Origin of the sequence: Vibrio sp. OPT41 (genome assembly GCF_015163595.1) — a bacterium.
GTDB classification, from domain to species: domain Bacteria; phylum Pseudomonadota; class Gammaproteobacteria; order Enterobacterales; family Vibrionaceae; genus Vibrio; species Vibrio alginolyticus.
On the sequence record NZ_JADDYH010000074.1, the window covers coordinates 231,983 to 245,691 of the forward strand.

Consider the following 13,709-nt stretch of genomic DNA (forward strand, 5'->3'; position numbering starts at 1 on the left):
GATTTGGCGATGCTACCAATCAAATATGCTATTTAACCAGTTTGATTTCTTCTCACACTGTTGCTTTATCTGACCGGTTTTATCCCAAACCGGCAGTTTGTAATCACTACGGCAGTTCATTTCTAAACCTCCATCAGATGTAGGCTTGAACCCTAATGTGGTGATTTCTCTTGGCCATGGGAGCTCTAAGCGCTCAGGAATACGCTGCTTCAAGTACTCTGCGTACACTCGTAATGCACCACTCGACCCCGTTAGATTCACGGGTTTATTATCGTCGCGGCCTAGCCAAATTGTCGTCACCTCACGACCATCAACACCGACAAACCAACTATCGCGGTTGTCATTACTGGTACCCGTTTTTCCTGCCAATGCAGCCCAACCAAACTGGCTTTGTAAGAAGCGGCCAGTGCCTTGAGCAACCCCTTGTTTCATCGCGTAGGTCGTTAGCCATGCAGCTTGTTCATCCACGGCTCTTGATGAACGAGGCAAGGATTGATACAGCACATTACCTTCCATATCCATGACTGAGCGCAGAGCGGTCAGTTTTGCACGCTTACCTGAATTCGTCAGAGTCTGATACATCTGTGCAACTTCGAATGGCGTCAAAGAAAACGAACCCAAAAACATCGAAGGCACTGGGCGAATTTCGTCTTTGTTCACGCCCAAACGCTCTAAAGTATTGGACACTTCAGGAATGCCAAGTGCCATACCTAAGCGCACGGTTGGTACGTTAAGTGATTTCGCTAAAGCAATGTAAAGTGGCACATCACCACGATATTTTCTATCGTAGTTGCGCGGCGTCCACACGTTACCTTTACTGCTCTTCAGACTTAACGGCGTGTCGTGTAGCGTCGTGCCTAGGTTGTATTTATCCGGTTGTTCTAGAGCCGTTAAGTAAATCGCTGGTTTCACTAAAGAACCAATTGGACGACTGGCATTGAGCGCTCGGTTAAAGCCTTCATAACCGACACGTTTACCACCAACCATCGCACGGATTTCACCACTATGGCGATCAACGGCCACAGCAGCGGCTTCTAACTCTTTACCACCCCGTTTAGCTAGTTCTGGGATCTTTTTCGCGATAGCTTGTTCCATTTTGCTTTGCGATACTGGGTCCAGAGACGTAAATACGCGCAGTCCGGTCTCTGCCTTAAATCGCTCCCCAACTTTTTCTTTTAATTCAATACTCAATTGTTGGAAATAAGCTGGCTGACGGCTCGCAATACGTGGCTTGCTTTGCGTATCGAGTGGACGACTTACAGCTTGTTCATACTGCTCTGAAGTCAACATGTTTTGCTGCATTAACAGGCGCAGAACGAGATCACGACGCTCTTTCGTTCTCTCAGGGTAACGAATTGGGTTGTAGTAAGACGGTCCTTTTACCATCCCAACTAACATCGCCAGCTGATCGATTCGCAACTCCTGAATTGGCTGCCCAAAATAGTAACGCGACGCCAAGCCAAACCCGTGGATCGCTTCACCTCCACTTTGACCTAGGTACACTTCGTTTAGGTAGGCTTCTAAGATACGATCTTTGCTGTAACGGTAATCCAAAATTAGCGCGATATACGCTTCTCGAACTTTACGCCACAGTGTTTTATCACGAGTCAAAAACAGGTTTTTTGCCAATTGCTGAGTCAGCGTACTACCACCTTGAACAGTACGACCCGCCTTAATGTTCGCAACCAATGCACGTGCAATCGCGAGCGGTGACACCCCGTCATGTTGATAAAAATCCCGGTCTTCGGTCGCAAGCAGTGCATCCACCAAAATTTCAGGGAACTGATCACGACGTAAGAAAAGGCGCTGTTCATCACGGTCTTTCTCCAGCATGCCCAACATCTTCGGTTCTAAGCGCAAGTAACCAAGGTCTCCTCGAGATTCTAAAGACTGAATACGTTGCAAGCCGGAATCAGAGAAATGCAGCATAATGTGACGATCCGGCTCGGGACCATCGGCAAACTCGAATGGACGACGAATCAATTCAATCCGAGTGGAAGAAGAGGAATATTCGCCTGGGTAACGAGGTTGACTCACTTTACGGTAATTCAACACATCTAGCTCGTTGCGCAGTTCTTGGATGGTGATATTCTCACCAGGGCTTAGATTCAAGATACGGGCATAAACCACCGTTGGCAGCTCAAACAGCTGACCTTCAAAGCGTTCTTTCACCACACTATCTAAGTAAATCCCAACAAACAGCAAAACAGCGGCAAGTGCAACGCCAGCTTTCCAGCTAAACGACCACAGAACTTTCAACCACGAACGTTTCTCGTTAGTCGGCTTTTTACTCGGCGTACGTCGAGTCTGTTTTGCGGTTCCTTTATTGGTTGTACTTTTCTTCGCTGGCGCTTTTTTCGCGCTAGGCTTCTTGCTGTCAGTCATTATTCAATTGTCTTTTTGTTTTCGTTGTTGCTACATGATTGGCAGGATCATCTGGCCAAACGTGTTTTGGGTAGCGCCCTTTCATCTCTTTTTGAACGTCTTTGTAGCTTCCGTTCCAGAAAGCCGCCAAGTCCGACGTTACTTGCAATGGACGTTGTGCCGGTGAAAGCAGTTCAAGCACCAAACGCTTGCGGCCAAGAGCTACCGTTGGGGAACCACTCTCCCCAAATACTTCTTGCATACGCACCGATAATATCGGCTCGTGGCCATATTGGTAACGGATACGCTTCTTTGAACCTGTGGGTAGTTGGTAATGCTCAGGTAACCATTCATCCAGTTGTTGATTGAGTGGCCAACCTAATAGAGCATTAAGCGCTTCGACCAAGTTTATCTTGCTCAGGTCTTTAACCGAGCTGACAGACGTCATGTATGGTTCTAACCACTCCTCTAATGAATCCAGCAAACTGGCTTCATCAAACACTGGCCATGACTGCTCAGGTAACCATTCCACCGCACAACGAATCCGAGCCAACAAGCTCTCCGCTGCCGGTGTCCAGTTTAGACTCTGTAAGCCCTGGCGGCGGACATACGTGAGTAAAGCTTGTGTCATTTTTTCTTTGCCCGGGCTTGGCAACGGCTCGCGTTCAACGACCAGCAGACCGAGTTTTGTTTGTCGCTCAGCTATTAGACGGCCTCTTTTTTCATCCCAGTCCACTACTTCTTCAGACGAAAATAGCGTATCAAAGGTCGTTCGCAATATATTGACATCCAATTCACATGCCGAATGAATTTGACTTGAATTAGAATGAGAACGCATTAAGTCAACGGCAACCAAATACTCACAGCCACCTAGCATGTCTTCCTGATGACATTCTGCACCATGACCATTAGCCAAAGTAAATCGCCCAAATTGATTTGTGCGCTGCTGCGCAATGCGATCTGGAAATGCCAAACTTAACACCAGCGGTAATGCATCTTCATCCACGCCTTTCAGGTCAAATACCGTATCCAATTTGTACGCTAGAGATTGAGCACGCTTGAACAACATCGACTTTTTTGGATGAGTACCAACAAGCCAACGATGCAAGCTATGAGCGATATTGGTAACACTCCTCTCTGGCTCTTCAATCAGTGCGACCGCCGCCAAAGCAGCATTTAACATCTTATCACTGTAAGATTGCGCTTTAATTAGCATCGCAGCCGCACGAGGCTCAACGCCTAGTTCATGCGCCTGTTTTCCTTCGGACGTTAATTGCCCTTTTTCCGTCAGTAGTCCCAATGACACCAATAGCTGCTTCGCTTGTTCCAATGACGCATTAGCTGGAACATCAAGCCACTTTAGATCGTGGATATCACTCGCTCCCCAAAAGGCAAGCTCCATAACTAAACTAGCCAAATCGGAATGCAAAATTTCGGGTTGGGGAACCAGCGGTTGCTGCTTGAACTGGCTTTCAGAATAAAGACGAACACAAATGCCCTCTTCTATTCGTCCCGCTCGTCCTGCACGCTGAATCGCTGAAGACTGTGCAATGCGTGTTTGCTCTAAGCGTGTTAAACCGTTTTTCAAATCAAAGCGGGCAACACGCTCTAACCCAGAATCAACGACGAGGCGAATGCCTTCAATCGTTAGTGAAGTTTCTGCAATGTTGGTCGCTAGAACGACTTTACGCTTACCTTGTTCTGCTGGCGTAATCGCTTTTTGTTGATCTGCAAAGCTCAGTTGACCATAAAGTGGGCATACGTCGATATCATCCGCTAAATGAGACAACCGCTCTTCAACTTGTTTTATGGCACCAACACCCGGTAGGAAAGCTAACAAAGATCCAGACTCTTTGTTCATAAGACTTTCTATTGTTTTTGCCATACTCGTAGGTAAATGCTCGTTCACACCTAACGGCTGGTAGCGCATTGCCACATCAAAGCTGCGCCCTTCAGATTCAATGTAACTGGCTTCTGGCAACAACGATTGTAATGCTTGTTGGTCAAGCGTTGCCGACATTACCACCAGCTTGAGATCGTCTCGCAATGCCTCTTGAACTTCTAAACTGAATGCCAAAGCGGTATCGGCATGAATGCTGCGTTCATGAAACTCATCAAAGATCAGTAGATCAACCCCATCCAGTTCAGGGTCAGTTTGGATCATCCTGGTCATGATCCCTTCGGTCACGATCTCCAGCTGCGTTGCAGAACTTACCTTTGCCTCGCCACGAACTCGATAACCCACGCGTTGACCAACTTGTTCTCCCAATTGCTCAGCAAGATAACGGGCAATGTTACGCGCCGCGAGTCGTCTTGGCTCAAGCATGATGATTTTTCCAGCAACCGAATGATTTAAGAGTAACTGCAAAGGGAAGTAAGTCGACTTACCGGCACCAGGCGCCGCTTTTAAGATCACTTGATGTTGATTTTTGACCGCCGTCAGCAACTCAGGCATCACGGCTTCAATCGGCAATTGTGACAAAGGAAATACCTTATGGTGTAATGGTGGCAACATTGTACATAAAAAATTTTTTGTCTAAATAAGCAAATGCATTTCACACCCGCTTTAGAGTCCGCCACTCTACTCAAACGTTATAAACGCTTTCTTGCCGATATCGAGCTCGATACTGGTGAAATCCGTACAATCCACTGCGCAAATACAGGTGCAATGACGGGTTGTGCAACGCCCGGAAACAAGGTTTGGTTTTCTACTTCCGACAACCCGAAACGAAAATACCCCAATAGTTGGGAGTTGAGTGAGACCGAACAAGGCCACCGTATTTGTATCAACACCGCGCGTGCCAATCAATTAGCCGTAGAGGCTATTGAAAATAATGTCATTTCAGAGCTTTGTGGTTATGACACACTTCAAACTGAGGTGAAATACGGCAATGAAAATAGCCGAATTGATATCTTGCTCAGCGCAGACGACAAGCCAAAGTGCTATATAGAAGTGAAAAGCGTCACTCTTCTTGATGAGACCGACTCTACTGGACAAGGATACTTCCCAGATGCGGTCACGACTCGGGGACAAAAACACCTGAGAGAGCTCACAGAAATGGCACAAAATGGAAGTAGAGCCATACTTTTATTCACTGTTTTACATTCAGGTATTGAAAAAGTATCCGCGGCGCACCATATAGACGCGAAATATTCACTATTACTCAAACAAGCACAAGACGCTGGAGTGGAAGTTCTCTGCTACAAAGCTGAACTGAGCGATACTGGAATGAAGCTGATTTCCGCTATTGATTTTATCAATTAAGAGAAAAAATGATGTCGTCTTCACATTGACGATAACTTTGCGATTCAGTATTTGCTTGCACCGCCTCTTTTTGCTATAGATACCCGCCTTAAATTGACTGCGTAGCAGTTGACTAGGTGTAAGTAGGAGATGCTGTATGCCAGAATCAAAGAAGAAAACGATAGGCATCCTAGCCATTGCCGGCGTGGAGCCATATCAGGAAAAACCTGGTGAAGAGTACATGTCACCAGAGCAGGTTGAACACTTTACGAAAATCTTAACAGCTTGGCGCGACCAGCTAAGAGCTGAAGTGGATCGTACTGTTCACCACATGCAGGACGAAGCAGCAAACTTCCCAGATCCAGTTGACCGCGCCTCTCAAGAGGAAGAGTTCAGCCTAGAACTGCGTAACCGTGACCGCGAACGCCGTTTGATCAAGAAGATTGAAAAGACTTTGGATAAAATCAAAGAAGACGATTTTGGCTTCTGTGAGTCTTGTGGCGTAGAGATTGGCGTTCGCCGTCTTGAAGCACGTCCAACCGCTGACCTTTGTATTGACTGTAAAACACTTGCAGAAATCAAAGAGAAGCAAATGCAAGGTTAATCACCCAGCATTATGATTGTTGAAGGGAGCTCAGGCTCCCTTTTTGTTTTGGCTATCTTCGCACCCTATTTGTTTACTAAATTCGAGATACACGCATGACACGCTATGTAGGTCGATTCGCCCCATCTCCTTCTGGTCCACTGCATTTTGGTTCACTGATTGCCGCTCTTGGCAGTTATTTTCAAGCGAAAGCACAAAACGGAGCTTGGTTAGTACGTATTGAGGACTTAGACCCACCAAGAGAAATGCCAGGTGCAGCGCAACTTATCCTAGAGGCACTCAAGGCCTATCAGCTGCATTGGGATGGAGAAGTGGTATACCAGAGCGAACGTCACGACCTTTACCAAGCTCAAATAAACAAATGGCTCGAAAATGGGGAAGCCTATTATTGCCAATGTACTCGTAAGCAAATTAAAGAGCATGGCGGTTTTTATCCTGGCACTTGCCGCGATAAAAACTTGAAAGACGGCGCGATTCGCCTAAAAATGACCAAGCCTGTCGCTCATTTCCTCGACCAAAAGCGGGGAACCATTACGATTCCAGAGCAACTCGTTAATGAAGATTTCATTATTAAACGTCGAGATGGATTATTTGCTTATAATCTTGCGGTAGTATTGGACGACATCGACCAAGGCGTCACAGAAGTCGTGCGAGGTGCAGACTTAATCGAGCCGACAGGGCGTCAAATTAGCCTGTACCAAATACTTGGTCAGCCTGAAGTTAGCTACTTACATTTACCATTGGCGATGGACAACAACGGCAATAAATTGTCGAAACAAAATCACGCGACGGCTATTGATATAGATACACCAAAACCTACTCTATTGCGCGCCATGACATTTTTAGGTTTCGAGATACCTGAAACCGTAAGGGCGGCCAACATAGAAGATATTCTTCGTTGGGGCTGCGAAAACTGGCGGTTGGAACAGCTTCCAGCAGAGATCGAGATCACACCGTGATTCTCAAATGGCATTGTGTAGGCTATCATTAGCCGCAAATTAGGCCCTAGAGGCGTATAAAACTAACCAAAGCAAGATTGGATTAAACCCAGTGATTGCCAGATGCACATGAATACAAACGACTATACACCAAGCGAACCTGCCACAATTCCAGAGCTCGCTCTCAATGTAATAACTCGTGAAGAGCACAACATTTCGCGTAAGCAGATCAGTGATAATGCGCTGAAGGTACTGTACCGCCTAAATGGTGCTGGTTTCGATGCTTTTCTTGTGGGTGGCGGGGTTCGAGACTTACTGCTTGGACAAAAACCAAAAGATTTTGACATTGCGACCAACGCAACGCCGGAACAGATCAAACAGCTATTTCGTAACTGCCGTTTGATTGGTCGCCGCTTCCGCTTGGCTCATATTATGTTTGGCCGAGACATCATTGAGGTTGCGACATTCCGTGGTCACCACCAAGAGCAAAAGAATAAGAGCATTTCTCAGCAATCAAAAGAGGGTATGCTGCTGCGTGACAACGTCTACGGCACCATCGATGAAGATGCTGAGCGCCGTGATTTCACGATTAACTCGATGTACTACAACATCGCAGATTACTCGATTCACGACTACGCACGTGGTATTGAAGATTTAGAAGATCGCCTAATTCGACTGATTGGTGATCCAGAAACACGCTACCGTGAAGACCCTGTACGCATGCTGCGTGCGGTTCGTTTCGCGGTAAAACTAGACTTTGATATTGAAGAAGACACCGCAGCGCCAATCGAACACATGGCACCGTTGCTCGGTGACATTCCGTCAGCGCGTCTTTTTGAAGAGTCACTCAAATTATTGCAATCCGGTCATGGCTTAGAAACCTACCACCTACTGCGTGAGTACAACCTATTCCAGCAACTATTCCCGACGATTGCAGCGCACTTTACAGAAGATTACTCCTCTCACACTGAGCAGATGTTGGATCTTGTCCTAGATTCTACCGACATGCGCATCGAAGATGGGAAACGCATCAATCCAGCATTTATGTTTGCTGCAATGCTGTGGTACCCACTGTGTGCGAAAGCCGATGAACTGATGGAAGAGCGCAACTTAGGCCATTACGACGCCATTATGGAAGCGAGCAACATCATTCTTGACGAGCAAGTTCGCACAATTGCCATTCCAAGACGCCACACCGCAACCATTCGCGAGATTTGGCAGTTACAGCTTCGTCTTCCACGACGTAACGGTAAACGTGCATTCCGTCTTATGGAGCTCAATAAATTTAGAGCTGGCTTTGATTTTCTTGAAATGCGCGGTGAAATTGAAGGTGGTGACACTCAGAAGCTTGCCAAGTGGTGGGAAACTTTTCAAAATGCAGGCCGAGAAATGCGTCAAGCAATGGCTGCCGACTTAGACGGTCAATCACCGAAAACAGGCCAGCGCCGCCGTAAAACTTATCGCAAGAAAAAGAGTAAGCCCAAATCATGATTACAGCGTACATTGCGGTAGGCAGTAACTTGGCTGATCCTGTCAGCCAAGCGAAGCAAGCGATTGAAGCATTAAAAACGCTGCCTAAATCAGAGTTTGTTCAAGCTTCTTCGCTATACAGCAGCACGCCAATGGGGCCACAAAACCAACCGGATTACATCAATGCGGTTGTGTCTATTAACACCAGTTTGACGCCTATTGAATTGCTCAATTGCACACAAGCTATAGAGCAAGAACAAGGGCGTGTCCGTAAAGACGAACGCTGGGGGCCAAGAACCTTGGACCTCGACATTGTGCTTTATGGCAATGAGGTGATTAATTCCGAGAGGCTGATCGTTCCTCATTATGGAATGAAAGAGCGTGAATTCGTACTCTACCCTCTTGCGGAAATTGCACCAAGTTTACAACTCCCTGATGGGACCGAGGTCTCTGAACTACTGGAACAAGTAGATAGAAACGGCCTCAGTATCTGGCAGTCATAGCCAACTCCTAGTAAGGATAAAACCATGAAAAAAATGACCATCAACGACCTAATCAAGTGGAAGCAAGAAGGTCGTAAATTTGCTACTTCAACCGCTTATGATGCGAGCTTTGCCCAACTGTTTGAAAGCCAAGAAATGCCAGTACTTCTTGTTGGTGATTCTCTAGGTATGGTTTTGCAAGGTCACAACGATACTCTGCCAGTAACGGTCGATGATATCGCTTACCATACTCGTTGCGTACGCGCTGGTAGCCCAAATTGTTTGTTGATGGCAGACATGCCATTCATGAGCTACACCACCCCAGAGCAAGCTTGCGAAAATGCGGCTAAACTGATGCGTGCTGGTGCCAATATGGTAAAAATTGAAGGTGGTGACTGGCTTGTCGACACGGTGAAAATGCTCACTGAACGATCAGTTCCAGTTTGTGCTCATCTTGGTTTAACTCCTCAAGCTGTTAATATTTTTGGTGGTTACAAAATCCAAGGTCGCGATCAAGAAAAAGCAGACCGCATGGTAAAAGACGCATTAGCGCTGCAAGAAGCAGGCGCTCAAATCGTCTTACTAGAATGCGTACCAGCTGAGCTTGCTGAACGTATTACGCAAGTGCTTGACGTTCCTGTTATCGGTATTGGTGCAGGTAACGTAACAGATGGTCAAATTCTCGTAATGCATGATATGTTTGGTATTTCTGCCAACTACATGCCGAAATTCTCCAAAAACTTTCTTGCTGAAACAGGTGATATGCGCAAAGCCGTTACTAAATACATTGAAGATGTAGCCAACGGTGTATTCCCAGACGACGCTCATACCATTGCCTAGAGGATAAATGCATGCAAACTTTTGCGGAAATCTCAGCAGTTCGTGAACACCTTAAAACCTTTAAACGTGAAGGTCGTAAAGTGGCGTTTGTCCCTACCATGGGCAACCTTCACGAAGGCCACTTAACTTTAGTGCGTAAAGCACGCGAATACGCTGATATCGTTGTCGTAAGCATCTTTGTTAATCCGATGCAGTTTGATCGTGCAGACGATTTAAATAATTACCCACGCACGCTAGAGGAAGACTTAAGCAAGTTAACCTCTGAAGGGGTCGATGTGGTATTTACGCCAACACCAGAAGTTATCTACCCTGAAGGTCTGGATAAGCAAACCTTCGTCGATGTCCCTGGCCTATCAACAATTCTCGAAGGCGCGTCTCGACCAGGTCATTTCCGTGGCGTGACGACGATTGTGAATAAGCTGTTTAACATCGTACAACCGGATGTCGCGTGCTTCGGCGAGAAGGACTTCCAACAACTTGCTGTTATCCGCAAGATGGTTGATGACCTAGCAATGGACATTGAAATCATCGGTGTACCAACCGTACGTGAAATGGACGGTTTAGCAATGAGTTCACGCAATGGCTTGCTTACGCTGGACGAGCGTCAACGTGCACCTGTACTTGCTCGTACAATGCGTTGGATCAGCAGTGCCATTCGCGGTGGCCGCGATGACTACGCATCGATCATCGAAGATGCAAGCGACCAACTTCGAGCTGCAGGTCTGCACCCTGATGAGATCTTCATTCGTGATGCTCGTACATTACAAGTGATCACACCAGAAACGACACAAGCTGTCATTCTGATGTCTGCGTTCCTAGGCAAAGCTCGTCTTATCGATAACCAAACGGTAGATATGGTTGTCGAAGCGAAGGAAGAAGCTGAATCTAACAATACAAACTCAGAGAGCGCAGAGTAAGCTCTGAGTCATAAAAGTAAAAAGGTCGACTCTTAGTCGACCTTTTTTATACTCTACGTATAGACGCAATCTAACCCTTCAGGGCGAGTTTTAAACCGCTTGTGCAGCCACATCCACGCTGGAATATCACGTTTTATCATTTTCTCAAGCTCTTGGTTCAAGATGCTTGCCGCTTTAACCGCATTACGTCTCTCGAAACGCTCGCTAATGTCTTTTCCAATGTACAGCGTGTAATGGTGATTTTTACTCACTGTAACGCCAGATATAACCGCGCACTTTGTTGCATCAATGAGAACACTAGACCCGACGGTACTCGCCGCTTGTTCAACAGCAAAAAACGGCGCAAAAACAGAATGGCTAACGCCATAATCATGGTCGGGTAAATACCAAAGTCGATGACCATTCTTCAGAACTTTGAGCATTGATTTCACGTCTTTTCGATCAATCATTTGATGTCCAAAACGAGTTCGACCTCGATGTTGAATAAACTCATAAGCAGGATTCGAATTTGGGCGATAAACGCCATAACCTTGGGCAAACTGGCTAAAAATACGAGCGGTTATCTCCAAGTTTAAATGGTGACTGCACACCACCAACACACCACGTCCATTCTTTTCCTCAGCGAGTAAACGATCTTTTCCAACAATAGAGGTTATCCGACGTATCCGCCAATCTGGCCAAAACCAAGCGATACCGGTTTCGATGATCGCCATTCCAGTATATTGAAAGTTTTTTCGTACTACGTCCTTACATTGCCAATCCGTAAAATCAGGGAAACACAGCTGGAGATTACGCAGAGCGATCTTGTGTCGGCGCTTCATTACATGCATCGCAATACAGCCGATGATTCTACCTAAGATTCGCAATACTACGTATGGCAGTACATTAACAAGAATCGCTAAAGATCCAAATGCCAGCCATACAGACCAATATTTGGGCTTAAGTAACTGATAGGAGAAAGGCGGCGGCGGGACAATATTCATAGGATCACTCATTTATTACAAATGATTGAAACCTACCATGATAAAAACCGAAAAATTGTATGGGTATGTATTGTTATGCACGCGAAAGAGCAGCGTGAATCGCCGCTCTTTGCTTTATGAGAATGGCTTAGCTTCTTAGCCCAATCCCTTTGGTTACTAGATAATGCGCAATGGCATACAGTGCAACAACAAACACTGCAAGTACACTAAATGAAGTGACAATGCCCACATCCGAGACACCTAAAAAGCCGTAGCGGAACGCATTCACCATGTAGACGATTGGGTTGATCTTAGAAACGCCTTGCCAAAATTCAGGCAGCAGACTGATCGAATAAAAGACTCCTCCCAAGTAAGTTAAAGGAGTCAATACAAACGTAGGGATGATCGAAATATCATCAAACGTTTTTGCGTAAACCGCATTGATCAAGCCACCGAGAGCAAATACAACCGACGTCATGAAGACAGTCGCGACAATAATGCCCCAGTGCTCCACTTGCAAATCAACGAACAAAAGTGACACACAAGTAACAATTGCACCGACCAACAAACCTCGAGTCACGCCGCCCATCACATAGCCAGCAATAATCACATAGTTTGGTACCGGTGCCACCAGCAGTTCTTCAATATTCTTCTGTAGCTTTGCACTAAAGAATGACGACGCCACGTTCGAGTATGAGTTAGTGATCACCGACATCATGATCAAACCTGGAACAATGTACTCCATGTAACTAAAGCCGCTCATCTCACCAATTCGAGAGCCAATAAGATTGCCGAAAATGATGAAGTACAACGTCATCGTAATGGCTGGCGGCACTAAGGTTTGCACCCAAATACGTGTAAAACGAGTGACTTCTTTGCTCAGCAAGCTGCGAAATGCCGTCCAATATAAACCGTACATTTAATTACTCCCCTCTCTTACAATGCTGACAAACAACTCTTCAAGTCGGTTGGCTTTGTTACGCATTGAGAGAACTTTAATGCCATGCTCTGTTAACTGACTGAATACCGAATTCAATCCTTGGCTCTTATCTAGTTCTATCTCTAAAGAGCCATCAACAATACTTTGTCGATTAACACCTTCAAGCTCAGGCACCTCGACTTCTGACTCAATATCCAAGATAAATGTCTCGACGCTTAGCTTACCTAGTAACGCCTTCATGGTGGTATTTTCAATCAGCTCACCACGATTAATAATGCCGATATTTCGACACAGCATCTCCGCTTCTTCTAGGTAGTGTGTCGTTAAAATAATCGTAATTCCTTGCTCTTGGTTGATCTCTTTCAGAAACCCCCACATTGAGCGGCGTAGTTCAATATCCACTCCAGCCGTTGGTTCATCTAAAATGAGTAATTGCGGCTCGTGCATCAAAGCTCTTGCGATCATTAAACGACGCTTCATCCCACCGGATAGGTTACGAGCACGCTCTTGGCGTTTTTCCCATAAATCCAATTTTTTCAGGTATTTTTCTGCTCTTTCTTTGGCTAATACTTTAGACACACCGTAATAGCCAGCTTGCTGCATCACAATTTGCTCAACGGTTTCAAACTGGTTGAAGTTGAACTCCTGTGGCACCAAGCCTAAATTCTGCTTGGCCAATTCGAGGTCGGTATCAATGTCATAACCGAAAACTTTCGTCGTTCCGGAGGTTTTATTCACTAAGGAGGAAATGATGCCAATCGTGGTCGATTTTCCTGCACCATTGGGACCCAGAAGCGCGTAGAAGTCACCCTTTTTCACTTGGAGACTTATACCTTTTAACGCCTCAAAGCCACCTGCATACGTCTTGCGCAATTGTTCAATTTCTAATGCGTACATAAGGTCTTGATTGCCGTTTGTTTGTGATTACTAATACCGACTCATATTTAG

The 13,709-nt window shown here is 45.9% G+C and carries 12 protein-coding genes; 7 read left to right on the forward strand and 5 right to left on the reverse strand.

Features of this window, described 5'->3' with window-relative positions:
• Positions 1-12: 12 nt before the first annotated feature.
• Both mrcB and hrpB read right to left on the reverse strand, forming a co-directional pair.
• Complete coding sequence (mrcB, locus tag IQP38_RS24885; protein WP_005380020.1) at positions 13-2,385, reverse strand: penicillin-binding protein 1B; 2,373 nt, start codon at positions 2,383-2,385, stop codon at positions 13-15.
• Positions 2,378-4,846: an ATP-dependent helicase HrpB gene (gene hrpB, locus IQP38_RS24890; protein ID WP_193838123.1), complete on the reverse strand. Its 2,469-nt coding sequence runs from the start codon at positions 4,844-4,846 to the stop codon at positions 2,378-2,380. Before hrpB ends, mrcB begins: the two co-directional genes overlap by 8 nt.
• A 66-nt stretch (positions 4,847-4,912) precedes the next feature.
• On the opposite strand from hrpB, the gene sfsA reads away from it, so the two are divergent.
• From sfsA to panC, 7 genes are all read left to right on the forward strand, one after another.
• Complete coding sequence (gene sfsA, locus IQP38_RS24895; RefSeq protein WP_017635909.1) at positions 4,913-5,629, forward strand: DNA/RNA nuclease SfsA; 717 nt, start codon at positions 4,913-4,915, stop codon at positions 5,627-5,629.
• 136 nt (positions 5,630-5,765) lie between these two features.
• Positions 5,766-6,212 carry an RNA polymerase-binding protein DksA gene (gene dksA / locus IQP38_RS24900; protein WP_005386584.1) on the forward strand — a complete coding sequence of 149 codons (447 nt, stop codon included), beginning with the start codon at positions 5,766-5,768 and terminating at the stop codon, positions 6,210-6,212.
• 95 nt (positions 6,213-6,307) lie between these two features.
• A complete protein-coding gene (gene gluQRS / locus IQP38_RS24905) occupies positions 6,308-7,171 on the forward strand; it encodes a tRNA glutamyl-Q(34) synthetase GluQRS (protein WP_005386586.1) in 864 nt (287 codons plus the stop codon).
• A 102-nt stretch (positions 7,172-7,273) separates the two neighbouring features.
• On the forward strand, positions 7,274-8,641 hold the full coding sequence (pcnB, locus tag IQP38_RS24910) for a polynucleotide adenylyltransferase PcnB (protein WP_005386589.1): 1,368 nt from the start codon (positions 7,274-7,276) through the stop codon (positions 8,639-8,641).
• On the forward strand, positions 8,638-9,123 hold the full coding sequence (folK, locus tag IQP38_RS24915; RefSeq protein ID WP_017635910.1) for a 2-amino-4-hydroxy-6-hydroxymethyldihydropteridine diphosphokinase: 486 nt from the start codon (positions 8,638-8,640) through the stop codon (positions 9,121-9,123). Before pcnB ends, folK begins: the two co-directional genes overlap by 4 nt.
• Before the next feature lie 24 nt (positions 9,124-9,147).
• A complete protein-coding gene (gene panB / locus IQP38_RS24920) occupies positions 9,148-9,942 on the forward strand; it encodes a 3-methyl-2-oxobutanoate hydroxymethyltransferase (RefSeq protein WP_005386592.1) in 795 nt (264 codons plus the stop codon).
• 11 nt (positions 9,943-9,953) lie between these two features.
• A complete protein-coding gene (gene panC, locus IQP38_RS24925) occupies positions 9,954-10,859 on the forward strand; it encodes a pantoate--beta-alanine ligase (protein ID WP_005380005.1) in 906 nt (301 codons plus the stop codon).
• 53 nt (positions 10,860-10,912) lie between these two features.
• Here panC and IQP38_RS24930 read toward each other — a convergent pair whose 3' ends face one another.
• The 3 genes from IQP38_RS24930 to IQP38_RS24940 all read right to left on the reverse strand — a co-directional run bounded on the left by IQP38_RS24930 (position 10,913) and on the right by IQP38_RS24940 (position 13,658).
• Positions 10,913-11,842, reverse strand: coding sequence for a Kdo(2)-lipid IV(A) acyltransferase (locus IQP38_RS24930; RefSeq protein WP_047102654.1), 930 nt, complete (start codon positions 11,840-11,842; stop codon positions 10,913-10,915).
• A gap of 127 nt (positions 11,843-11,969) precedes the next feature.
• Positions 11,970-12,740 carry an ABC transporter permease gene (locus tag IQP38_RS24935; RefSeq protein WP_005386598.1) on the reverse strand — a complete coding sequence of 257 codons (771 nt, stop codon included), beginning with the start codon at positions 12,738-12,740 and terminating at the stop codon, positions 11,970-11,972.
• Entirely contained in the window at positions 12,741-13,658 is a 918-nt protein-coding gene (locus IQP38_RS24940) for an ABC transporter ATP-binding protein (RefSeq protein ID WP_005380000.1), read from the reverse strand.
• Positions 13,659-13,709 lie beyond the last annotated feature (51 nt).